This window comes from Desulfovectis peckii (assembly GCF_055391705.1).
This window is the reverse complement of the sequence record NZ_AP042409.1, coordinates 441,115-463,978: the sequence shown is the minus strand read 5'-3', so window position 1 is coordinate 463,978 and position 22,864 is coordinate 441,115. Positions and strand designations below refer to the sequence as shown.

Below are 22,864 nucleotides of genomic sequence, written 5' to 3'. Positions count from 1 at the left end.
ATCTACCTACCTCTCTTATGGTTATATCCTTAATATAATAATTAATTCATAAGAGAGTCTTAATAAATTATTAAAAAAACCTTAATTTTTTAATCTATATCCCATGCCCCAGATAGTTTCAATATATTCTTCCTCTGGATTGATTTTTGATAATTTATTCCTTATATGACTTATATGGACATTAATGGTATTTTCATCTCCTAAAAAATCATCTCCCCATATGCTCTCGTAAATATTAGATTTAGTAAAGATCTTTTTTGGCGATTGCATCAAAAGCAATAATATTTCATATTCACGGGCTGTTAATGGGACCTCAACCCCATTTACTGTAACTATTTTTGACTCCGTATCAAGACAGATGTCTTTATGGGTAAATATCTTCCTTCGTTCAGAGCCTTTTGAATGCTTATATCTTCTTAAAAGAGAATCGATTCTTGCTGAAACTTCTTCGATATCGAAGGGCTTGGTAATATAGTCATCTGCACCTGTCCTTAAGGTTTTCACCTTTGTTTGGGCTTCTCCCTTAGCTGAAATAATAATTACAGGTGCCAAACTATTTTCTCTAATCTTTGAAAGAACCTCTTCACCAGTCATTCCTGGAAGCATCAAATCAAGAAGTACCATATCCCACTCTTGTTTTTCAATATAAAGCATTGCTTCAGTTCCTGAATAAGCAGCTTGTGCTGTGTATCCGCTTTTTTTTATAATATTACATAATAAATTATTTATATCATTATCATCTTCTACGACTAAAATATTTATTTTTTTCATAATATCACCTTTTTACTTTAGTGATGATTTCTATTTAGATTTTAATGCAAGTATAGCAACAATAAGTTAAATAATAAAGTGAAATAAGTGTAGACAAACTTTCATTTATTTTGCAAAACCTACTATTTTTCATGACTTGCATATCTGTGGCTACCCCTTCGATAAAGTTCTATAACGTAATTCTCCAAAATGTTATGAGCAATGTAAATTTTTGCATGCAAATCTTCTCTTCTATTAAAAGTCAAAAGAAGATGATAGCCACTCCTAGCTAATCTTTCGCCATTTTCAGTTTTGTAGAAACATTTAACACTTGCTGCTATAAAACTCCCAATCCTAACCCATGGAGAAAGAATTATTTTTATTACAGAGCCATCATAACAAAGACCTTCTCTTTTTAAGTTTCCAAGTTTATGTCTTTATAATAGCTTTTAATTTTAAGTCCCACACCTAAAATAATCCATATAAAACCCTTTTAATAAGAATACTTAAATTCCACCCATAACCATTATTTATAAGACCTATTAGAAAAAGTGAAACACCAAATACGAATAAAGCAAACTTATAGAACTCCTAGGACGTTTCTACAATTTTCATTGAAGTGCCTCCAATTTTTAAACATAATTGAAATTAACTGCCCTACCTTTAGATTCTAAGGATCTAGCGATTCATCAGATATAACAATTTTCCAATCATCAATTAATAAAGTTCTTAATTTCCCTTCCATTTATAACAAACTGAAAACCGTCGGAAGCCTTGTAAAGTCAGTCTATTTGAAAGATTATACTTTTTGCATCTCTACCATACACTCCACATGATGGGTCTAAGGGAACATGTCCACCGGCTGCACCTTTCGAAGTTTAGAACCTTGTGGCCAGGGTAGAAGGGTTGTCATCCTTCGCCCACGGTGCAATGCGCTCATGCTTTTAGCTAGATTTCATATGCCAGATCGGCCTCAATTGCTTCTGCCAGAAATCGATATCGGCCGTCAACCCTGGCAGAAATATAAGCCACAATAAAATGATGCCCTATGTGTTTTCTTCATGATTTGCTCTCAGGGATTTCGCACAGGAAACCTGCATATGGAAATTTATAAAACATTACCGGGGTACCGAACATATCAACAACCTTACCTTTTGCCGTTCCATCCAAAATCTGCCCAGCTCCTTCAATAAGGCTTGCAATTAATTCGGAGCAGACCGGGAAGGAACCATGCGACGGGTATATTGTATCAAATTCATCGGTAAGCATGGACAACTTCTTCAGGCTCTCAATATACAGGGACATATTCCTGTGTTCCTTAAACATAAAGATATTTCCATCCTGAACGGTATCTCCTGAAATAAGCACCCTGTTGTTTACATCCAGCACAGCTATGCTACCGGGCGTATGCCCTGGTATAAAAATAATTTTCAACGGTCTGTTTCCAAGATCTATAACATCATTATCCTTTACAGGCAGAATAGCTCCCAAACCGCCATTTGCCCTATAATTATCCTCTTCGTCAGGATGCATATAAAAATAATCAAAACTTCCGTTACCTGAAATATGATCCGGATCAGCATGTGTATTTAGAAGCATGACCGGCAGTTTTGTGATACTTTCTGTAATCTGTTTTGCATTCGGCGTATTCATACCGCTGTCAATGAGCAGTGCCTTTTCCGTTCCTGTCAGCAAGAAAAAACGTACCCCGTTGTCCTCGATTCGCCAAGTATTACCGTTTATTTGAATAATGTCAGCCATCAGTACCCCTCCAAATATTAGTATGGCATCTATTTGCTAGACACCAATCTTGATCCAATTTTTGCGGTAAGCTGCTTAAACACAGGCACCGTACAAGAACAAAAACGGCGGTATTAAATCCGGCTTGAAGGTGGATGTGGAGGGATAACGGGATAAAAGGGGAAAAGCACTGTTTACGTGCTTTTGCCTCCTCCGTTTCCCGTTATCTAAACTTACCGAAAGATTATTTAATTGCGTTTTTCATCATGCGCGCATATTCCGCAACATGGGGCACACATTCAAAGCCGTATTGTTCCACAATTTTTACAATTGCACTCCCTACTATAACGCCATCGGAATACTCGGCCATTTTTTTTGCCTGTTCGGGTGTTGCAATGCCAAAACCTATTGCACACGGAATGTCATTCACTTCTTTTACAAGTTTCACCATTTCCTTAACATCATCGCTGATATTTTCCCGAATACCGGTCACTCCCATGGATGATACACAATAAATAAAGCCTTGCGCTTTTTTGGCAATCATTTGTATACGGTTGCGTGAGGTAGGCGCAATCATTGAAATTAAGGAAACATTATATTTTGAGCAAAAAGGCAGAAGTTCTTCCTGTTCTTCAAAGGGCAAGTCGGGAACAATAATAGCGTCAACTTCCGCCTCTTTGCAATTTTTAAAAAATTTTTCAGCACCGTAAGCAAACACCGGATTGGCGTATGTCATAAAAGCTATGGGCACATTGCAGGTTTTTCGCAACCCTTTTAACATAAAAAATATTTTATCCGTTGTCATACCGCCGGACAAAGCACGGATATTTGCGTCTTGAATCACCGGTCCTTCGGCTACCGGATCGGAAAAGGGTATTCCCAGCTCAATTAAGTCGGCACCGGCTTCTGCCAGCTTAAGCACCAATTGTTCGGTTATTTCTATCGCAGGATCCCCCGCAGTTATAAAGGGAATAAATGCTTTTCCGTTAGCAAATACCTGTTTAAGCCTATTCATGAATTTCCACTCCCCTATAGCGTGCTATTGAAGCAACGTCTTTATCTCCTCTGCCTGAAAGGCCAATTACTATAATCCGGTCCCGTCCCATTGCCGGGGCGATTTTTTTAGCGTAGGCCACCGCATGGGCGCTTTCGATTGCCGGAATAATTCCTTCTATACGGGACAGGTATTCAAAGGCTTCTACCGCTTCGTCGTCCGTAACCGCTACATATTCCGCCCTGCCGGTATCATGCAGGTATGCATGTTCGGGGCCTATTCCCGGATAATCCAGTCCGGCCGAAATGGAGTAAACCGGGGCGATTTGCCCGTATTCATCTTGGCAGAAATAGGACTTCATACCGTGGAAAATGCCTACTCTTCCGGTTGTTATTGTTGCGGCGTTTTCTTGAGTGTGAATGCCGTGGCCGGCAGCTTCGCAACCAATAAGACGGACATTCGGTTCATTGATAAAATCATAAAAAAGGCCTATCGCATTACTTCCGCCGCCAACGCAAGCCACCAGTACATCAGGAAGCCTGCCTTCGGCTTTCAGCATCTGTTCTTTAACCTCACGGCCGATAATGCTTTGAAAATCCCGGACAATGGTGGGAAAGGGGTGAGGCCCCACGGCGGATCCCAGCAAATAATGGGTGTCGCTGACGCGTCTGCTCCACTCGCGCAGGGTTTCGTTCACCGCATCTTTTAAAGTTCGGGTGCCGCTCGTAACCACATGCACTTTTGCGCCCAACAGCTTCATGCGATATACATTTAGAGCTTGACGTTGGGTATCCTCCTCGCCCATGAATATTTCGCATTCCATTCCCATAAGGGCAGCGGCCGTTGCAGTGGCAACTCCATGCTGTCCGGCTCCCGTTTCGGCAATTACACGGGTTTTGCCCATGTACTTTGCAAGGAGCACCTGCCCCAGCACATTGTTGATTTTATGGGAACCGGTATGGTTTAAGTCTTCTCTTTTTAGATAAATTTTGGCCCCTCCCAGATCTTCGGTCATTTTTTCCGCAAAGTACAATAAGGAAGGGCGGCCTGCATATTTTTTTAAAAGCTTATCAAGTTCTAAGTTGAATTTGGCATCATATTTAAGCCGGTTATATGCTTCTTCAAGCTCGATAACGGCATTCATTAAAGTCTCGGGGATGAATTGGCCGCCGTAGATTCCGAATCTTCCCTTTGACATATTAATCATCCTCTCCCTGTTTATTTGTCTGCTTTGCCTTAGCCACAATATCCATTATTTTTTTCGGGTCTTTGTAACCGTTTGTCTCCACTCCGCTGCTGACATCAATACAGTAAGGGCTGCATTGCGTAATTGCCCGCATTATATTGTCTGAATTAATACCGCCTGCCAGAAAAAACGGCCTGTTGACGCCGGAAATCAACGACCAGTCAAAGGTCCTGCCAAGGCCTCCGTACATGCTTTCATGGTACGCATCAAACAGCAAATAGTCGGAGGAAAACGCCATCGCTTTTTTTATATCTTCCCGGTTTTTAACCCTGACTGCCTTTATTATTTTGTTCGGCACACAGTTTTTAAGCTTTTTTATATAATCCTCATTTTCATCGCCGTGGAGCTGAATCAAATCAATCACCTGGGAGTTGCATAGCCGTATTATCTTCCCGATTTCTTCATTTACAAATACCCCCACTGCTTTTATGGAAGGGTTTAATGCCGCTTTCAGCGCCTTTGCTTGCATTTCGTCAACCTGCCTTCTGCTTTTTGCGAAAACAAAACCGATATAATCGGGAAGGGCGGTATTTACAGCGTCGATATCCTGCCGGCGCGTCAAGCCGCATATTTTTATCTTTGCCATTTAAGAACACCTCAGCTTTAGCCGCCTCTTAAATATGAAAGCATAGCTATTTTATCCTCGCTTTTCATCAGGGTTTCTCCAATCAAAACCGCGTCAACCCCGGCTTTTTCAAGCAATGCAACGTCCTCTCGTGTTTGAATACCGCTTTCCGCAACATAAATTATATTTTTTGGCACTAATTCCCTTAAATTTATGCAATTGCGGATGTTTACCTCAAAAGTCTTAAGGTTGCGGTTATTTACTCCGATTATTCTGGCTCCGGCTGAAATTGCGCAAATAATTTCCTCCTTCGTATGGGCCTCCACTAGGGCAGAAAGCCCAAGCTCATCACAAATTTTTAAATATCTTTTAAGGGTATCGGTATTCAGCAATGCACAAATTAGCAATACCGCATCCGCACCGATAAGTTTTGATTCATAAATCTGATATTCATCTATAATGAAATCTTTTCGGAGCACCGGAACCGTTACCGACTCGCTAATTTCCTTAAGGTAAACATCACTGCCCTTAAAATACTCCGGTTCTGTCAATACCGAAATAGCATTACAGCCAGCCTTTTCATACTCTTTGGCAATTTTTTTATAGGGAAAATCCGCCACAATTATTCCTTTGGAGGGGGAGGCCCGTTTAACTTCACATATAAAAGAAATCCCCTCGTTTTTTAATGCCTTTTCAAAGGCAAAGTCCTGACGGCTTTTAAACCTTTGTGCTTTCCCGTTATTAAAAATCTGAGATTTTAATATATCAATGGGCACTTTTGTTTTAGCCGATTGGACACGCTTCCTTGTAGATTGCGCTATAATATCAAGAATCATATTATTACCTGCCTTCTCTCATTCTTCCCCATTGGACAGCCGAACGAAATTTTCAAGCTGCGCCATGGCCCTGCCGCTGTCGATTATGTCTGCAGCCATCCTCACGCATTCCCTTAAAGTGAGCTTGTCATAGAACATATAAAGGCATACCGCGGAGTTTAGCAGCACGACATCCCTTTTAGGCCCTTTTTCTCCGCTTAATATCCTTCTTACAATCTCGGCATTCTCTTGCGGGCCGCCGCCTACTAAATCCTCCGGTTTGCAGTATTCAAAACCAAACTGTTTTGGGTCTAAAAAGAAACTATTCAAATATCCGTTATTTACTTCGCAAACGGTGGATGAAGAGGTTAAGGATATTTCGTCCAGCCCGTCATGCCCATGCACTACCATGGCTTTTTTTACGCCAAGGTTACAAAGCACTCTGGCAAGAGGCTCTACCAAGTTTTCATCATAAACACCCAGCAATTGCAAATTTGCGTTGGCAGGATTTGAAAGGGGCCCTAAAATGTTGAATATTGTACGTACGCCAAGCTCTTTTCTTACCGGCGCGGCATATTTCATGGAAGAATGGTAGTAGGGGGCAAACATAAAGCAAATCCCTATTTCCTTCAAAATCTTTTCGCTTTTTGCTACGGGAATATCAATTTTTACCCCCAAGGCCTCCAGCACATCGGCACTTCCGCATTTGCTGGACACGCTCCTGTTACCGTGCTTTGCCACCGGTATGCCTGCGGCCGAAACCACAAGGGAGGAGACAGTGGATATGTTAAATGTGTTTGACTGATCACCGCCGGTTCCAACAATATCCATAAGGTCGCCATCATACTTTAACTTTGTGCCGTATTTTCTCATAATTATGGCGCATGCCGTAATCTCATCGATTGTCTCGCCTTTCATTCTCATCGCGGTAATAAAGGAGGCTATCTGGGCGTTAGTGGCATTCCCGCTCATAATCTCATCCATAACCGATTTGGTCATTTCAAGTGACAGGTTCTCCCCGTTCAATAATTTGTGGATGGCTTCTTTTATCATTAATCTTCACCCCCACTAATTGTAAAAAATTTCTCATTATTATAGCCCCTTGCGGCGTCAATACCGATTCCGGATGGAACTGAAGCCCGTATATTTCGTAATCCCTGTGTTTTACACCCATGATTTCCCCATCTTCGTCTTCTGCAATTACCAAAAGCTCATCGGGAAGGGATTCTTTTTGCACAATGAGCGAATGGTATCTTGCCGCCCGTATTATAGGGGGCAGGCCTTTGAATATGCCGCTTCCGTTGGCAATATGAACATCGCTTTGTTTCCCATGCATCAAGCGTTTTGCAGGTACTATGGAAGCCCCAAATACCTCACATATCGCCTGGTGGCCGAGGCATATGCCGAGAATTGGAACATATCCTTTCATTTGCTCTACAAGCTCTTCACAAATCCCGGCATTTTTCGGGTGGCCCGGCCCCGGCGAAATTATGATATGGGACGGGCGCATTTCTTTAATTTCTTTTACTGTCAATTCATCATTCCGAATCACATTGATGTTACTGTTGATGGCCCCCGCAAGCTGCACCAAATTATAGGAAAAGCTGTCATAATTATCGATCAGCAAAATCATCACTCATCCACCTCACTTGCTGAAATAATTGCCTCTATTACTGCCTTGGCCTTGTTTTCGGATTCTTCATATTCCCTTTCGGGTATGCTGTCCGCCACGATTCCCCCGCCGGCCTGAACATAGACCCTATTGTCCTTTTTTACTGCCATTCGTATAGCAATGCAGATATCCATATTGCCAGTGAAGCCTATATAGCCTATGGCGCCGCCATATATACCCCTCGGCTCTTTTTCCAATTCTTCAATAATCTCACATGCGCGAATTTTGGGCGCACCGGACAATGTCCCCGCCGGCAGGAGCGCCTCTATTGCGTCCAGCGCGTCTTTTCCTGCTTTGATTTGCCCTTCCACTTCGGAAGTAATATGCATAATCTTTGAATAGCGCAGTATTTTCTTGTAACTTGTAATGCGAACGCTGGAAAACTCCGATATTTTCCCCAAATCATTTCTTGCCAGGTCAACCAACATGTTGTGCTCCGCCAGTTCCTTTTGGTCCTGCAGCAGTTCAGTTTCCAAAGCTTTGTCCTCTTCGGGTGTTTTGCCGCGGGGCCTCGAGCCTGCTATGGGGAAGGTTGTAAGCACACGGTTTTGCAGTCTGACCAAGGTTTCCGGCGATGTACTGATCAACTGAACATCGTCGTTTTGCATGAACACCATGTATGGCGACGGATTGGTTGTTCTTAAAACCCTATAAGCATTAAGAAGACTGTCCTTGTATTCCGTTTCAAACCGCCGGGAAATTACAGCTTGAAATATATCGCCCTTTTTTATATATTCCTTTACTTTATTTACCATAGCGCAGTATTCATCTTTCGAAACGTTACATGTAAAGCGAGGCACGCTTGTCATCACGGACTGCGGCAGCATTATCTGCTCTTTTATTAACTTGACGATACCTTCGATATCATCTATTGCTTTTCGGTAATTTTCTTTTACATTGCCGTTTCGCATGTTTACAATTACAATAATCTTTTGCTTTAGATGGTCGTAGACAATTACCTTGTCAAACAGCATAAGGTCAAAATCATTAAATTCACTGCTCCTAAGCTTTAACACCGGCTCCGCATATTTGATCATGCTGTAGGAGAAATATCCTACAAACCCTCCGGCAAAGGGAGGCATTTCTGCCGGTTTTGGGGCTTTATACTCCGAAAGGTAAGCCCGTATCACTTCAAGGGGTTTGCGGAAATACACCGTTTTGCTGCCGTTATGCTCTTTTATGGTTATCTCCCCGTTCTTGCATGTAACTCGCGCAATGGGATCAAAGCCCAAAAAAGAGTATCTGCCCCATTTTTCCCCGCCTTCAACGCTTTCAAGCAGATAGTAGCTGTTGCTTATACGGGAGATTTTTCTCAAAAGGGCAATCGGGGTTGTAATATCCGCATAAATTTCCTTACAGACCGGAATGACATTGTAGTTTTCCGCCAATTGCCGGATTTCTTGGAAATCGGGAGTTATCATAATAATCACCCCATTTATTAATTTTCAATAAATGAGTTCTGTTTTTTATTAACGCTGCCAAAGGATATAAGTAAAAAATAAAAAAGCTTTTGTCCCTAAAATGGGACAAAAGCTTACGCTTCTGCGGTGCCACCCAAATTGGTGTATAACTACACCCGCTCACTTTTGCATACCATCATATGCATCCCCCTGATAACGGGCAGGCTCCCCGTAAGCGCCTACTCTCTTTCGATTTCGGGCTTCCCTCGCAAGTCCATTCGGAATAACCCTTGCAGCCGCATTCTCACCAGGCAGCGGCTCTCTGAATGCAATAGATTATTCTTACTACTCTTGCTCTTCGGTTTCATCAATTTTAATTTGCATAAGACATATTGAAATTTCGGATTATTTTAATATAACTTAGTATCTCTGTCAATAATATTTTAAACTCTTTTTGTTTAACTTGTGACAGAAGACTGATTATTTTCTTCATAGTTTTTACCTTGAGCATAATTAATGGGTTGCCGACAATAATCCCCATAAAAAGTTGACTTGAGAAGAGCATATTTTAAATGAAATTCCCCCACCGGCTGTATATGCTTTCTCTTTTATAACTCTAAGCCAATTTCCAGCAATATGGGTGTATGGTCTTGTCTGGGCCCTGAATCCATCATTTCAGATTTGATAACCTTATCGGCAATTCTGTCACTAACTAACCAATAATCAATTCTCCAGCCGGAATTGTTAATTTTGCTTGTTTTAGCACGCTGAGACCACCAGGAATAAACACCTGTTACATCGCCATGTAGATAGCGAAAGGTATCGGTAAAACCTCTTTTTAGCAGATTGGTAAAACCTTCACGTTCCTCGTCAGTAAAGCCGGCTGTATTACGGTTGCTGTCAGGATGGGCCAAATCAATTTCTTTATGTGCTACATTGAAATCCCCCGCTACAATAACATATTTTTCTTTATCCAGATTTTCAAGATAGTCAGCATATTTAATATCCCAAATCTGCCGTTCCTTCAGCCGACTTAATTTTTCTCCCGCATTGGGGGTATACACTTGCGTTAAGTAAAAGTTATCAAACTCCAGGGTGATAATTCTACCTTCAAAATCCATAGTGCCAGGGGCGCCGATTTTGGGAAAGCTTACCTTTGGCTTTAAAGAATTCTTATATAAAAACATGGTGCCGGCATAACCCTTCCGTGCCGGTTCTACTGAGCTGTTCCAGACAATTTCATATTCCGGAAACATGTTATTTAATATTTCCAATTGCTTTTTAGTAGGTCCGCCCCTTGGCAGCTTGGTTTCCTGTAAGGCAATTACTTCGGGATTGTTTTCTGCAATGCTTTCTAATACTTTGCGACTTAATAGGGCCCGTTTTGAGGCACCTGTTAATGCAGCATTTAATGAATCAATATTCCATGAAATAAACTTCAAAGGCTTTTCCTCCTCTGACATACTTATACATCCCTTGGGCTGTTGCTAATTAATACTCACTCAGGATAAATGCATTGATATAAATATTCTACAATATGTTTCAATATAGCGTAATGGAAAAAATTGCTTCCTCTTCCTTAAAAAGAAAGATAGTCTAAAGTTGTTGTAGGAAAAAGGAAAATTTTGCTTGTATCAAAAGTTCGAAGTTGTTATAATGAAGTTTAAGAATATTATGGAAATTTGCGCCAAGGAGGGGTAGTTTAATGTCTTGCTACTATATCATCGGCGTCCGCATGGAGGACAGAGTTGACAATGCATTAAAATTTCAAGAGACCCTGACAAAAAACGGCTGTAAGATCAAAGCGCGCTTGGGACTGCATGAAGCAGGTGACGACACATGTTCAAATGACGGGATTATTGTATTGCAGCCTTGCGGCAATAAGGAGGATGTTGAGGCCTTGGTAAAAGAGCTCAACAGCCTTGAGGGAGTTACGGCACGCTATATTGATTTAAGTTAAAAAATATTTTGCAAATTAGCCTCGGGCTCCACAGACAGTTAATTAACTATCTGTGGAGTTTTTTGCTCGTCGAAAAAAGGTCAGTTATTCCATGCCAAGGGCAGCTTTCCAATCAGTTTCCTTAAAGCCTACCAGCACAAAGCCGTCAGCAATGAGAATCGGCCGCTTTACCAGCATGCCGTCAGATGCCAGCAGGCTATACTGTTCTTCCTCCCTCATGCCGGGAAGCTTGTCCTTCAGTTTTAGTTTTCTATACAGCTGTCCGCCGGTATTGAAGAACTTCTTCAGTGGCAGGCCGCTTTTTTTATGCCAATCCTTCAATTCCTCGATTGTAGGATTATTTTCTTTGATATTTCTTTCTTCAAAGTCTATGTGGTTTTCTAGCAGCCACTTTTTAGCTTTCTGGCAAGTGGTGCATTTTGGGTAACACACAAATAACATAAAAATACCCCCATTCGATCTTGCAGCGGTTTTCTCCCTGCAGCTTAAATCATTCCAAAATGCTAAAACGCAGCCATGTTTATATACTATATCATAACAGCTTTAGCAATTCCTTCAAGCTTCGGATTTCAATACAGCCAAAAGCTTTTGCTTTACCATTACGGTTCAAATAGCCGGCTTGCCAGCCCGCAGCCAAGGCTCTTTGTATATCAGTGGAAACACTGTTTTCAATCATAAGTACATCTATCCGCTTGGCAGGTTTTTCGTATCCGATTTCACCGGAGACATAGGCATCACTTTCCCATTGCCCTTGCCATACCATCGGCACGTTTTTGAATCACTTGTGCCACTGTCAATTTTCCCTTTTGGGTTGTGCCCACAACTCGTCATCGAGCTTACGGTAGGATAGAAGCAGTCATAAAGGGTGCTACCTCCAAATTTCTAACTCAGGCAAAATAGCCAAAGAAAAGCTTAAAATTATAGCAACCTATTATTCCGGTGAGCCATAATATGATAATACCTACTGCTACTTTTGCTTCGCTGTTGCTTTGGCATCCTTATTGGGTTTACAATAGATTTCCCATAGTGTTTGAATAAGCTTTTTAACCCTGTCATCATTAATATGATAAACATTCTGAAGGCCATATTTGTTAGAGCTTAAAATGCCGTGAGCCTTTAGCAGGGCTAAATTTTGAGACAAAGCCGATTGAGATATAGTAGGTATTTTTTCGTGTATTTCACTGACATTCATTGGCCTTTCGATCAAGTAGCATAAAATCATTAATCTATGTTGATTGGCCATAACCTTCAGCAAATCGGCTATTTCCTTTGCTTGCTGTTCCATCCTGTTTTACCTTCCTTCTGTGCTTCAGCATGCTTATACCCTGAGTCATTGTACCCATGGGACAATAAACACACCATGAACGGGGTTTGAAAAAAAACATTGTTATCAGTCCCAAAATTGTAGATGTAAGCATAATACTATAAAATCCAAAGGCGAACTGGGCAACCCAAGGTGATACTGTACTGGTATTTGTCCAGTTCCAGGGGAGTTTAATTGTCCATAGAAGAGTAACCACTTCTTGCAAATTATTAGTTCCACTAAAAACTAAATAAGTAGAGAAAACAACCATTATCGCAAACATAGTCATAAAAAATGTTAAAAAGCCGTAACGAAACCATTTGCTTCTTATAAAGGCAGGGATATTATGATTGGAAGAAAGTTTCAACCTGCCTCCCAATAATTCAAATAACTGCCCTCTTCCACAATATCTGTTACAGTATATTTTACCCTTACCTATTATCGAGAGCAATAAGGGAGTAATAAAGCAAATCAGCCCTATCCAGGCAAACAGAATATTAAAAAAACCTAAAGTTAAATATACTGCAGAGAATATCCATAAATATTCATTCCACTTTTTCATGATGCAACCTCCTTTTGTACAACTTGAATTACCGAAGCTGGACACACCTTCTGACACTTTTTACATCCAATACATAAATCTTCGTTAACATCTGCGTAAATTCCATGAAATATGGTTATAGCTTGACGCGGGCAGACTTTTTCACAAACTCCACAGGCCACGCATTCTGTTTGATTTACTTTTGCTTTTCTCATGTTTTACCTCCTTTATTATTAGACAACTTTATTGTCCACACAGAATAACGCATAATAAACAACAGGTATATAAGTAATTTATAATATACTTATATATGATAGTATATTCGAATGTTTGGATATGTCAATGGGAATGATAACCTTTTATTCCTAACAAAGGCAGTGTAATCTAAAAAAATATACCCCCGATATGTTCCCACGTACATATATCGAGGGTATAGCTTTACTTTCATAAAACCTAGTATTATTAAGCTTTCCTGGACTTTATTTTTTAGAAATTAAGACCACATACTCCAAAGGCTTATGTTGATAGAATTGGTGTCTGTGGGCTATTTGTGGAACCATCGAAACATATCAGCAGCTAATCACTACATCAGCGATTGTCAGTTCATCCGGCAAAACATTACAGGGAAGATAAAGGACCTTTACACCCGCTTCCATTGCCGCTGCCAAAGCCGTACCAAACTCCGGGTGGGTTTTTTTATTAGGCAGTACTTTCCGAACACCGGGCATGGCGATAACAAATGCGATATAGCACTCATATCCTTTTCTTGCCGCTTCAGCAAGCTCGTACAAATGCCTTACCCCCCGTTCGGTGGGTGCGTCAGGAAAATATCCAACGCCGTCTATTTCCAGCGTGCAGCCTTTGACCTCAATGAAAATTTTTCGGGAGGCACACTCCAGATAGAAATCCACGCGGAATTTTCCATAAGTATATTCCGGTTTGAGCAAGCTGATATTTTTAAACAGTGCCGGTGAATTATTCAGCCACTCCTTCACTGCCTGATTTGGTGCCTGACTGTCAATGTTGACCCAGCCCAGTCCGTCCTTGTATACGGCTACCAGATCGTATTGGGTTTTTCTTGCGGGATTATCTGTTTTCACAAGTACCACATCCCTGCCGGGCAAAAGCAGTTCTTTGCAGCGCCCGGTGTTCTTTACATGCACCGTTTCAACCTTGCCATCAAGCTCAACATGGGCTACAAAACGATTCTGGCGATTTATGAATTTGGCATGGATTATATTTTTATACTTCATGTCTGTTTCACCGAATTAATAACTGTCATCATTCCCCCCCAAAACACTTCCCGCAATTATCCTGTTCATCCGAACCGGATTACCCCTTTCTCCAAAGTTAAGGTCCCCCATGTCATTAACAATTCACCATAGACGTACTTGGAAGGGCGTAAAACCCTAGCACCTATTGTTACAGCTATACGCCACGTTCATAACCTCTGGCTACATACCATTTTAACCTAACATTTATACAAAAAATTCAGGATTTCCCAGATTTCTTGGAAATCTCTTATTCAGTACATAGTTATCAGTTGCAGTTGATTAGATTCAATAATGTATTTTAAAGAAACAATAACTTTTCTAATGCCTCCGCTCAGCGTATTTAACTCTAACGATACGTTAAATTTAGGAACATTGTACTCTTCTAGATATTCCAAGTTATATATATAGCTCCGGCTCATTCTATCGACGATGATTCGCCTCAACTCATCTGTTGTGTAATCAACAAGCCCTAACGATGAAAATATGTTTTGTTTTTCTGTCATCAAGTATGTAAGTTTTGCTTCTGGAATAACAAGTGGAAGCTCTAATACTGAGCGGTATGAGGGGTATATAGCATTAAGCGAAAAGGATAAATCATCCTTATCAGTATAAAGCGATTCTATCTTGTATGAAAGAAAAAGATTAAAATAAAATTCATTTATACTCTTGATGATAAACCCATTATCCTCATACGGATATAACGATATGTTTATATTTTCAGCATCATCTCTGTCTGCTTCGTGAGGCAGGAGTATTATATTCTTATGCTTGATGGCATGTGGTACAAGACAATATGCTAAAATAGTTTTTAAAATGCTTCCAAAAGTCATGTCTACATAGCCGATAAAATACTCTTCGTTGGCTAAAGTGTTCAATATTTTATTAATTTGATTCTTTGTTAGGTTGTTTATGTATACAACATAATACTGAGTACTGTGTTTATATACAGTTTCATGGTATTTTTCCATGTTTGTAAACAGTAATTGCCGTATCATAGCTTGGTCAACCCCGTTGGCAATTATGTCTCCTAACAAAATACTGTATGTACTTTCTTTATTCATTGCCGGTATAAGTGCTGAAAAAACTTTATACCCATACCATCCGCTTTCAATCTTTGAGCTATCAAATATAAAAGCCATCTCATAACGATCTTTATGCACAGGTATGAGAGCTGATTTTAGGTTATGGTAGGCAATACCTTTTGAGCTGAGTAGTGCTTTCATCTCAGAAAATATCTCACTGATTATTCGATAGCTCTGTTGGTCAGTTAATCGGAAAGTCTGTCTCAAGACCGGCAAGAGTACATTACCTCGAGCATTTAAAGTATATATCATGTGACACAAACCTTTCTTTTGTTCTCAACCTGCAACTCGATCTTTATATCTAATGACTATATCGAACTTTTTATTGTAAGGCTTTACGCTTTCTTTAATAAACAACATCATTCTGGTCACACGTATTAACTAATTCTAATTTCCAAGTCCGTCTCTGCACCACAAAGAGCCTTTTTTATATTCCATTTATAACTCTAATCAAAATAATCAAATTGTATGTTCATAAACTCTTTACTAAATATACATATATGTCCATTTATCTGGTGGTAACCTTTTAAACGACTTTTTATTTTTTATTGCCGGAAGTGCTACGACAAGAAGCTTGCGCGGTCTTGTCATAGCTACATATGCTATACGAATTAACTCACTGTCTAAAGGAGCCTCACCAATTATGGTAGGTGTTAACGTACTTCCCCTTGTTTTATCTACAATTAACATAATTGCATCATATGTTTCTCCCTTTACTCCGTGTACAGAGGAAAAGGTAATATCATTTTCGTATTTTTTTTCAATATAATTACGTAATGGTATTGACTTAAAACCCGGATTTTTAGCATCACGTGACTTAATTTTTATTTTATCTTGTAATGCTATAGATGGTATTAAAGAAATATCTTCTGCAGACTGAATAATATTAGTAATTATTGATAACATACATTTAACCCAATCTGACAATTTGATGTTGGGATCAGGGAGAGAAACAAGTAGTTTCACTACATGTTTTCTCCAGTTTTCATAAGGCATAATATTTTCTATAACTTGTTTAATTTCACTTTTTACATCGCCTATGTCACCAATTGTAAGGTTGTACAGCACTTTTTCACAAAGTTCAAATGCTCTACGGCGTGAACCTTTATAGAATTCGTATGCTGCTTTAGCCAATAATTCAACCTCTGGGCTTTTCCATAGCCCATGGATATCAGTGCCTTTATGTATTTTACCTCTAGTCAATACTGCTACTTTACTTGAATCCCAGTCAATACTGTTTTCTTGACAGAGTTCCTTAAATTTATTAATAATATCATTTTTATCAGCTTTTTTGCTATAATTCAATAAAATCGGTTTCTGATGATATTGGGCAAAGTCCCCCTCAGCCTTGCTTGGTCCACGTGAAGCTAATGAGTATGAAAACAAATGTGTTGCATTACATATTAATTGGGAACTCCTAAAATTGGTAGTTAACCACATTGGCTTCCAGTTGGCATCCTCCAGTTTGGCAATAAAAAATTCTGGAGTGGCACCACGCCACTCATATATTGACTGGTCAGGGTCTCCAACAAGTATAATAGTTTTTACACCCGCAGCAGCTAACAATTCAATAATTTTCATTTGCTCTTTCGATGTATCTTGAGCTTCATCAATCATTATAACGGGGAAGCGCCGTGCAATAGCATTCACAATTTGGGGGTATTTATTAAGAATCCTATATGATAACGCAGCTGCTTCATTTTGTGTTACAAAGCCTTTTTTAATCATTGCCCGTTTAAACGCAATGCATGGTTTTTCTGAAGAAATGGAACAATCGATTTCTTTGCCCCTTCTCAACAACTTCCAATCTGAAGACCAATGAAATTCAAAAGGGTTTGAAATACAACCTCGAGTATAACATTCTTTATATTTGCTATAAAACTTTATTTCACAATGGTTTTCGTGTAATATTATCGGTCTTCTACCACTCCCTTCTTCCATCAGATACCCAAACCTTAGTAGAATAAAACTGTCAATAAAACTATCTATTGTGCCAATAAAATGTGGATATTCTATACGATACCCCTCTGGCATCAGTTTTTTAACTTGTTTATCTACTTCTTGGCTTGCAACATTAGTAAACGACAGTACAGCCACTCCTCTATGTGCGTGCTCCCAATTCTCAACATATTTTAGTAATTTTCTTGCTACGATAAATGTTTTGCCACTTCCTGGGCACGCACAAAGAACAATTTTCCCCTCTGCTTCTAAAAAAGCTTTTTGTTCAGGTGTCAACTTCTCCATTAATGGAGACCTCCACTTCAGTAACAGCATAGATAGCCTTTTTAATGTACAATGGCACACAAAATTTCTTTTCTACTTCTATGTTCTCTTCAAGTTTTTTAACCTGGTCTCTTATAATCTTTGACAATGCTTGAGCAAAACTACCTTTACTTTTATTTCTAGTTTGAATAAAAAGCCATATACATGCAGCCCTTTCTTCATCGGTTTTTAAGGATTTAACTTTTTCTGATAGTTTAAGTCCTGCCTCTGGATATATTTTAATTAGAGCTTTCAGTACAAACGGAATATTATCAGGCAATAGTACCAATTCGTATTCCAAAGTTTTTTTAGCAGTAAATGGTTCTATATGAGTAGCCTTACATACAGAACATATCTCTACACACCGTGATGATGGTTTTCCAATAGAAAGTTTTTTAATAACTTCGTCCAACTTGTCCGTATCATAGTCGTAATCCTTGGATATATAAGTTTCTTTATCACCTTTATCAGTACACCTATCGTCATCAGTTATTAGTGCTACTTTCGCGAATGCACAAACAGAAGAATCCGACTTAGTAAAAAGATGTGCAAATGGCTTAAAAGAAACACCGTCAATATTTACTACCTCGACAGCATATTTATCTAGTGGCCGAGATAAGAGTTTCGCCATCTCCGGTAATAGTAAGGCTTCACTAATTCCTTCAACGAATATAATGCCTTTTGCAAAAAACATTTGTGATTTAGTTACATCAAGGTAACGTTCAAGGTACTCTTTTTCGTCATTTCTTAAATTAGCTTCAGCAAATGAAGTACATTGTATCCTATGGTCTTTTTCAAAAAGTAAATTAATTTTATCTATTCCAATACGTGAAACAAGGGTCGGTGAATGTGATGTGTAAAAAACTTGTATGCTGGACGAAGGTTGCTGCTTATTTTCGAAAAAACTATGTACCAACCTTTGTAACTGAGGATGAAGATGAGCTTCTGGTTCTTCTACTATAAGAAGACTGTAAACTATATTGCTTTTTGTATATCCCATATCTCCTAAGACTGCAGACATAAACAGAATGTTGTTATACCCGAGTCCATTTTGATATAATTCCAATGAGTGAGACGCTAAATTGCTAAGAACTTCTTTGGTTTTATCTTCAATAGGTTCATCTAGCCTCAAAAAACCCTGAATATCAAGGTAAACTCCTTCCTCACATGGTTCAATCAATTTCTGATTTCCTTCTTTTGAGCATATCTCAATTATATTTGTATATATATCACTGTCCTTGTCAATTAAAAACCAACGAGGTTTTAACCATGCTCTTAAAGATGATGCAATAGATTCAAACCTAGGTTCAATTAAACCTATATCAATTCTTTGCTGTATAACTTCTTGTTCAATCGTTGAAAGGTTAGTATTAATAATTTCTCGTATTCTCGTTATGGTTGTCTTTTTAAGTAATTCTTCATTTGCTTTTTTAAGTATATCGGTAAGCTCTTGTCGTGCGACATCACTATCTGCCACTGTTCCAAGCAAATTCGCAAGTTTGCTAGAACGTGAAGGCTTCAATTCATTTTCAGCATCTCTCAAGGCCCCTAAAAACACCACTTCAAGGGCATCAAAAGTTTCTATTGATAATGGGTTACCTTCAACAGGCCCACCCCAAGCCGTATAGCGAATCTTTTCTAAACCATTTTTCCCGGGCACAGTATAAAAACGAACATGAAACTCACCCTTGGTTGGATTTTCTGGGTCCCATATATCAAAAAGATCTTCTGACACTTCATCAAAATATATATCTATTTGTGCAGTCTTCGCAACTTCTCCCTTCGTATTAATATGGAAATCTGATTTATTAAAGTAAATGTCTTTCTTATAACGGACACAAGAAAAAGCAATTCTAATAGCATCAATCAGGGCTGTTTTTCCGCTATTGTTTTCTCCAATAATAGCATTAACACCCTTTTTGAAAGTAGCAACAATACCAATATTGTCAAATACTCTAAAATTTTTAATCGCAACTTTACTGATATACATTTATTTCCTCCTTGTACAAACACCAGCAGGTATGTCCACCTCTTTTGGTATTGTCTTTGTCCAAGCTAACCAAATCGCCCCTACCAAATCTAGTAAAATCAAGGCTTACACCCTTGACATCAACACCACGCATTCCACATGGAACGAGCCGCTTGGATTGATGTCTTGGGCTAATTTTTTGAACCTTACGTTTACGGGAACATGTCAATGAGTTTTTCGGACATTTTTGAAAAATCGCTGTTCACGGGAACATATCTACGCAGGAAGTATATCAGCATAGCCCATTGAAACCTAAAATATGACTCTTGAGGAATAAGTCGTCTTCCTCCACTACTTTACTTTTTTGATTTTCAAGCATGTCTTTAGCAGATCATTCCTAAAGTCAATGTCAAATTCCCTGTAATGCTGGCTTTCTCCCCATTGCCGCATTGATTCATGTTCCGGATGCTTAAGGTCATTCCATGCTTCAAGAAATTCTTTGTAACCGCCAAAACCACCTACATCTTCCGGCGGACAAGCCCCCGCGCCTGCAAGTATTATAGGGTAACCAAACTCATAATCTTCAATGGTTTTTTCCAGTTCAATTTTATGTCTCCAATAATCGCCAAAGTCATAAATGTACTCAAGGGTCTTATATTTTTCCAGATAGTTATCAATTTTGACCGTTTGAGGCTGTCTAACGGTTGTTTCAATTATCCTGGCTATAATGCCATGAGGGTCTTCCTTTCTTGTTGGCTTTTTGCTTTTGTACTTGGCAGAGTAAAATTTAAATACCTCATAGGATTCTTCGTCATTTGTAATTCTGAGTTTCTCCTGCGGAAACTCAAATTCATAAAGATGATAATCCCGCCAACCCATTGAAAATTGTATTGTGTCATGCAGGCGTCTGAAGGTAACATCCGCCGGGATAACTACCCTTCTCCATATTAGTGGTTCGGAATCAATTAATTCGATTTTTATCTGAAAGGCTTTCATCACTTTCACCTGAATTCCTTTCCCGTTATTCTTTTAATCACTTTACAGAACTGCCTCCATTCTTCTGGAAACTTATTGTCGCCATATTTTCTGACGGTTCTCCCGTCTGTAATTATTTCAACGCTCCATTGAGTCCCGTCACAGACTCCGGGTTCTACGTATTTTGCTTTCCAGTTCAGCAGATTGATCTCTTTTAAACTCTTAATGAATTCTTCTGCAGTTTTATTTCGGATGGATCTTGTACTGGTTTTTTCAGAACCACCCTCTTTGAACAGCCATGTAGTTTTAAGATTTTTCAAATCAATATCTACATGATAATACCCGCCAAAGTAACCACCCACTGATGCTTTAAGCCCTTTAATCTGACCGTATATGATGTCAAGCACCTGCTCCCGGTTCCACTCATTTTTACAATCCTTGCAGTAGTATTCCGGACCGCCTTCTATAATGCAACAACCGCCCAATTTTACTTTTCTGGCTTCAGCTTCCTGAAAAAGCTTAAAACTCGGCATGCCATATACAATTTTAACCGAATTCTTAGACCCGCATTTAGGGCATTTTTTATAATTAACAGCCACTTTTCCGCACCTCTTTGCTACATAGCAGTCATTATTAATCCACTACTTCTTTGCCTTATCTATTTCTGAGGTCATACCTGATTTTTATAGTCGAACTATAACCGCTGGGAGTAGTATGTAAAACTTCATCACCAGGCATCATTTTCTCATACATAATCCTGCATATCTGCGGCATCCTGTTTTTCATACCCATCTGCTTATGAATATCCCCTGAAACCAAATCAATATAGTCCTCGCCTCGCAATTTTGCTTCCTGTAACAATTTTTCTATATACTGCCTTACATCATCGGCTGTTTTCCCTTGTGAACCCGTAGCTTCAACAGCCACCCTGACACTATCTTTTGCTCTTTGTACACGTGCTCTATGCCCCGTATTGTTTCTGTAACTATCGTTTCCAAATCTGGCAAGCCACACAACCCGCTCTAATTCTTCATCAAATAAAGGTTGTCCCAGCAAACCCTGTCTATTCCAAAGGCCACTGTTTGCAATCTCAGGCACAGGGCTATGCAAACCAAGCCAATTGCTGCTCGGGCCAAATGATGAATGCCTGTTTAGTGATGCAATAATACCTTCTTCTAACCTCAATCGCTCAGCTTCTTTATCAACCGGAAAACAAACAAAGGTGATGTTATCTCTTAAATATCGGCTAATTTTTGCCTCAAGTTCAGTTTCAAGCCCTTCATTTATTAAGTGTCCATAGTTTCTTTCGTTTTCAGAATTATGCATATCAATTTCCCACACTTGTAAATATGGATCCGATGCCATTTTCAAAAAAGCCCTACCGATATTTTTACGGAAAATACTACCGTCAGCATCCTCTTTCACAAAGTGATCTCTTAATCTTTGCAACAAACGGTCTTGACCTCTATGGGTACCTACTCTGACTATTCTATCCATACCATGATAATTCTCGCCTTTTTCAAACATTATATATATACCATTTTTATAAGGAATACTGTTAATTATTGACCAATCCAGACGAGGCAAACTATTAAAAAGCATATGAAGAACCTTTGTTTTATCCGATTCTTTTTCAAGCTTAATCAATCTCTCTAACTCTGGAATCCATTCCCCTTGACGTTTACCTTTCAAAGGAAGCCAAAAATGATTCATATGGGGCAACAAATTTTCATGATAAACTTCACCAGCTAAAACAATAAACTCATCATGCTCTAGATCTGAAACCTTTCTTAATTCGTTTAGCACCATTTCTGCCCATGCACGGCGTTCCTGAGTACTTTTATCTTTCAAGGTTTCATTATAAGGTTCGATAATCATGTTCTCTGGTATTAAGCCATATTTTGCAGAAAGGATAAATATTTTATCTGCAATAAGCTTTGCAAAAGAAAAGGCCAGCTGAAACCGCGAGCTTTCTGAATATAAATCTTTTGCTTGGCATTTATATGATTTTTTCCTACTTGTGCAAGAAATCAAAGCAATTTTCATTTTTGTTCGCCACCTATAATTTAAATCTTAAACAAATCGAAACATGCGCTATTTCAGCATGTCCCAATTATTCAAATGATTGTTAACATCAAGTCTTTTCTCAGACTTCAAGCTATGTTCATAACTACCAGAGCGATGTTCGAAGCTTTTGCTATAATAAAATTTAATTATTAAAGGTTTTTTGGCATCAGGTTTGAAGACCTTTATATCGCAAACTATATTTCATAAGGAATTCGAATCCGGATTCCGATTGCATGATGAATAACTCAT

The 22,864-nt window shown here is 39.2% G+C and carries 23 protein-coding genes and 1 other annotated feature; of the genes, 1 reads left to right on the top strand and 22 read right to left on the bottom strand.

The genetic code is table 11. The features are described from left to right. Nucleotides 1-81 precede the first annotated feature (81 nt). The 10 genes from ACZ5NG_RS02345 to ACZ5NG_RS02300 form a co-directional block, all read right to left on the bottom strand. Nucleotides 82-774, bottom strand: a complete 693-nt coding sequence (locus tag ACZ5NG_RS02345) for a response regulator transcription factor (protein WP_093755188.1) — start codon at nt 772-774, stop codon at nt 82-84. 1,035 nt (nt 775-1,809) lie between these two features. Next, nucleotides 1,810-2,511 (bottom strand): MBL fold metallo-hydrolase, encoded by a 702-nt coding sequence (locus ACZ5NG_RS02340; RefSeq protein WP_464252394.1) that lies wholly within the window; start codon nt 2,509-2,511, stop codon nt 1,810-1,812. Nucleotides 2,512-2,734: 223 nt separating this feature from the next. Further along, the gene (trpA, locus tag ACZ5NG_RS02335) at nt 2,735-3,505 is read right to left on the bottom strand and encodes a tryptophan synthase subunit alpha (protein ID WP_464252393.1); all 771 of its coding nucleotides are present in this window, start codon (nt 3,503-3,505) and stop codon (nt 2,735-2,737) included. Next, on the bottom strand, nt 3,498-4,682 hold the full coding sequence (gene trpB, locus ACZ5NG_RS02330; protein WP_464252392.1) for a tryptophan synthase subunit beta: 1,185 nt from the start codon (nt 4,680-4,682) through the stop codon (nt 3,498-3,500). The genes trpA and trpB overlap by 8 nt, the downstream gene beginning before the upstream one ends. A 1-nt stretch (nt 4,683) precedes the next feature. Then, a complete protein-coding gene (locus tag ACZ5NG_RS02325) occupies nt 4,684-5,316 on the bottom strand; it encodes a phosphoribosylanthranilate isomerase (protein WP_464252391.1) in 633 nt (210 codons plus the stop codon). Nucleotides 5,317-5,333: 17 nt separating this feature from the next. Further along, complete coding sequence (gene trpC, locus ACZ5NG_RS02320; RefSeq protein WP_464252390.1) at nt 5,334-6,131, bottom strand: indole-3-glycerol phosphate synthase TrpC; 798 nt, start codon at nt 6,129-6,131, stop codon at nt 5,334-5,336. Between the two features lie 18 nt (nt 6,132-6,149). After that, a complete protein-coding gene (trpD, locus tag ACZ5NG_RS02315) occupies nt 6,150-7,163 on the bottom strand; it encodes an anthranilate phosphoribosyltransferase (protein WP_464252389.1) in 1,014 nt (337 codons plus the stop codon). Further along, nucleotides 7,111-7,743: an anthranilate synthase component II gene (locus ACZ5NG_RS02310; RefSeq protein ID WP_464252388.1), complete on the bottom strand. Its 633-nt coding sequence runs from the start codon at nt 7,741-7,743 to the stop codon at nt 7,111-7,113. The genes trpD and ACZ5NG_RS02310 overlap by 53 nt, the downstream gene beginning before the upstream one ends. After that, nucleotides 7,743-9,203 (bottom strand): anthranilate synthase component I, encoded by a 1,461-nt coding sequence (gene trpE, locus ACZ5NG_RS02305; RefSeq protein WP_464252387.1) that lies wholly within the window; start codon nt 9,201-9,203, stop codon nt 7,743-7,745. The genes ACZ5NG_RS02310 and trpE overlap by 1 nt, the downstream gene beginning before the upstream one ends. 98 nt (nt 9,204-9,301) lie before the next feature. Next, nucleotides 9,302-9,550, bottom strand: a binding site (T-box leader). A gap of 240 nt (nt 9,551-9,790) precedes the next feature. Continuing rightward, entirely contained in the window at nt 9,791-10,624 is an 834-nt protein-coding gene (locus ACZ5NG_RS02300) for an exodeoxyribonuclease III (protein WP_464252386.1), read from the bottom strand. 263 nt (nt 10,625-10,887) lie between these two features. Between ACZ5NG_RS02300 and ACZ5NG_RS02295 the strand changes: the two genes are divergently transcribed. Then, a complete protein-coding gene (locus ACZ5NG_RS02295) occupies nt 10,888-11,142 on the top strand; it encodes a CPF_0552 family protein (RefSeq protein WP_464252385.1) in 255 nt (84 codons plus the stop codon). Nucleotides 11,143-11,226: 84 nt separating this feature from the next. Here ACZ5NG_RS02295 and ACZ5NG_RS02290 read toward each other — a convergent pair whose 3' ends face one another. The 12 genes from ACZ5NG_RS02290 to ACZ5NG_RS02235 form a co-directional block, all read right to left on the bottom strand. Continuing rightward, nucleotides 11,227-11,583, bottom strand: a complete 357-nt coding sequence (locus tag ACZ5NG_RS02290) for an arsenate reductase family protein (protein ID WP_464252384.1) — start codon at nt 11,581-11,583, stop codon at nt 11,227-11,229. Nucleotides 11,584-11,674: 91 nt separating this feature from the next. Continuing rightward, the gene (locus tag ACZ5NG_RS02285; RefSeq protein ID WP_464252382.1) at nt 11,675-11,911 is read right to left on the bottom strand and encodes an HAD family hydrolase; all 237 of its coding nucleotides are present in this window, start codon (nt 11,909-11,911) and stop codon (nt 11,675-11,677) included. Nucleotides 11,912-12,109: 198 nt separating this feature from the next. After that, a complete protein-coding gene (locus ACZ5NG_RS02280) occupies nt 12,110-12,427 on the bottom strand; it encodes an ArsR/SmtB family transcription factor (RefSeq protein ID WP_464252381.1) in 318 nt (105 codons plus the stop codon). Next, a complete protein-coding gene (locus ACZ5NG_RS02275; RefSeq protein WP_464252380.1) occupies nt 12,369-13,007 on the bottom strand; it encodes a 4Fe-4S binding protein in 639 nt (212 codons plus the stop codon). Before ACZ5NG_RS02275 ends, ACZ5NG_RS02280 begins: the two co-directional genes overlap by 59 nt. Further along, the gene (locus ACZ5NG_RS02270) at nt 13,004-13,201 is read right to left on the bottom strand and encodes an ATP-binding protein (protein ID WP_464252379.1); all 198 of its coding nucleotides are present in this window, start codon (nt 13,199-13,201) and stop codon (nt 13,004-13,006) included. The genes ACZ5NG_RS02275 and ACZ5NG_RS02270 overlap by 4 nt, the downstream gene beginning before the upstream one ends. A 354-nt stretch (nt 13,202-13,555) precedes the next feature. Beyond that, the gene (sfsA, locus tag ACZ5NG_RS02265; RefSeq protein ID WP_464252378.1) at nt 13,556-14,239 is read right to left on the bottom strand and encodes a DNA/RNA nuclease SfsA; all 684 of its coding nucleotides are present in this window, start codon (nt 14,237-14,239) and stop codon (nt 13,556-13,558) included. Between the two features lie 272 nt (nt 14,240-14,511). Beyond that, nucleotides 14,512-15,483 (bottom strand): hypothetical protein, encoded by a 972-nt coding sequence (locus ACZ5NG_RS02260; RefSeq protein WP_464252377.1) that lies wholly within the window; start codon nt 15,481-15,483, stop codon nt 14,512-14,514. Between the two features lie 345 nt (nt 15,484-15,828). Next, complete coding sequence (locus tag ACZ5NG_RS02255) at nt 15,829-17,586, bottom strand: UvrD-helicase domain-containing protein (RefSeq protein ID WP_464252376.1); 1,758 nt, start codon at nt 17,584-17,586, stop codon at nt 15,829-15,831. Beyond that, nucleotides 17,567-19,594, bottom strand: coding sequence for an ATP-dependent nuclease (locus ACZ5NG_RS02250; protein WP_464252375.1), 2,028 nt, complete (start codon nt 19,592-19,594; stop codon nt 17,567-17,569). The genes ACZ5NG_RS02255 and ACZ5NG_RS02250 overlap by 20 nt, the downstream gene beginning before the upstream one ends. Nucleotides 19,595-19,924: 330 nt before the next feature. Further along, on the bottom strand, nt 19,925-20,569 hold the full coding sequence (locus ACZ5NG_RS02245; protein WP_014256612.1) for a plasmid pRiA4b ORF-3 family protein: 645 nt from the start codon (nt 20,567-20,569) through the stop codon (nt 19,925-19,927). A gap of 5 nt (nt 20,570-20,574) precedes the next feature. Next, nucleotides 20,575-21,147, bottom strand: a complete 573-nt coding sequence (locus ACZ5NG_RS02240; protein WP_078683310.1) for a hypothetical protein — start codon at nt 21,145-21,147, stop codon at nt 20,575-20,577. Nucleotides 21,148-21,202: 55 nt separating this feature from the next. Further along, nucleotides 21,203-22,594, bottom strand: a complete 1,392-nt coding sequence (locus ACZ5NG_RS02235) for a DUF6884 domain-containing protein (RefSeq protein WP_464252374.1) — start codon at nt 22,592-22,594, stop codon at nt 21,203-21,205. Between the last annotated feature and the right edge of the window lie 270 nt (nt 22,595-22,864).

Bases quoted from the DNA above. Each gene is read 5' to 3' on its own strand.
- ACZ5NG_RS02340 (WP_464252394.1), bottom strand. From the start codon at position 2,511: ATGGCTGACATTATTCAAATAAACGGTAATACTTGGCGAATCGAGGAC.
- trpA (WP_464252393.1), bottom strand. From the start codon at position 3,505: ATGAATAGGCTTAAACAGGTATTTGCTAACGGAAAAGCATTTATTCCC.
- trpB (WP_464252392.1), bottom strand. From the start codon at position 4,682: ATGTCAAAGGGAAGATTCGGAATCTACGGCGGCCAATTCATCCCCGAG.
- ACZ5NG_RS02325 (WP_464252391.1), bottom strand. From the start codon at position 5,316: ATGGCAAAGATAAAAATATGCGGCTTGACGCGCCGGCAGGATATCGAC.
- trpC (WP_464252390.1), bottom strand. From the start codon at position 6,131: ATGATTCTTGATATTATAGCGCAATCTACAAGGAAGCGTGTCCAATCG.
- trpD (WP_464252389.1), bottom strand. From the start codon at position 7,163: ATGATAAAAGAAGCCATCCACAAATTATTGAACGGGGAGAACCTGTCA.
- ACZ5NG_RS02310 (WP_464252388.1), bottom strand. From the start codon at position 7,743: ATGATTTTGCTGATCGATAATTATGACAGCTTTTCCTATAATTTGGTG.
- trpE (WP_464252387.1), bottom strand. From the start codon at position 9,203: ATGATAACTCCCGATTTCCAAGAAATCCGGCAATTGGCGGAAAACTAC.
- ACZ5NG_RS02295 (WP_464252385.1), top strand. From the start codon at position 10,888: ATGTCTTGCTACTATATCATCGGCGTCCGCATGGAGGACAGAGTTGAC.
- ACZ5NG_RS02290 (WP_464252384.1), bottom strand. From the start codon at position 11,583: ATGTTATTTGTGTGTTACCCAAAATGCACCACTTGCCAGAAAGCTAAA.
- ACZ5NG_RS02280 (WP_464252381.1), bottom strand. From the start codon at position 12,427: ATGGAACAGCAAGCAAAGGAAATAGCCGATTTGCTGAAGGTTATGGCC.
- ACZ5NG_RS02275 (WP_464252380.1), bottom strand. From the start codon at position 13,007: ATGAAAAAGTGGAATGAATATTTATGGATATTCTCTGCAGTATATTTA.
- ACZ5NG_RS02270 (WP_464252379.1), bottom strand. From the start codon at position 13,201: ATGAGAAAAGCAAAAGTAAATCAAACAGAATGCGTGGCCTGTGGAGTT.
- sfsA (WP_464252378.1), bottom strand. From the start codon at position 14,239: ATGAAGTATAAAAATATAATCCATGCCAAATTCATAAATCGCCAGAAT.
- ACZ5NG_RS02260 (WP_464252377.1), bottom strand. From the start codon at position 15,483: ATGAAAGCACTACTCAGCTCAAAAGGTATTGCCTACCATAACCTAAAA.
- ACZ5NG_RS02255 (WP_464252376.1), bottom strand. From the start codon at position 17,586: ATGGAGAAGTTGACACCTGAACAAAAAGCTTTTTTAGAAGCAGAGGGG.
- ACZ5NG_RS02250 (WP_464252375.1), bottom strand. From the start codon at position 19,594: ATGTATATCAGTAAAGTTGCGATTAAAAATTTTAGAGTATTTGACAAT.
- ACZ5NG_RS02245 (WP_014256612.1), bottom strand. From the start codon at position 20,569: ATGAAAGCCTTTCAGATAAAAATCGAATTAATTGATTCCGAACCACTA.
- ACZ5NG_RS02235 (WP_464252374.1), bottom strand. From the start codon at position 22,594: ATGAAAATTGCTTTGATTTCTTGCACAAGTAGGAAAAAATCATATAAA.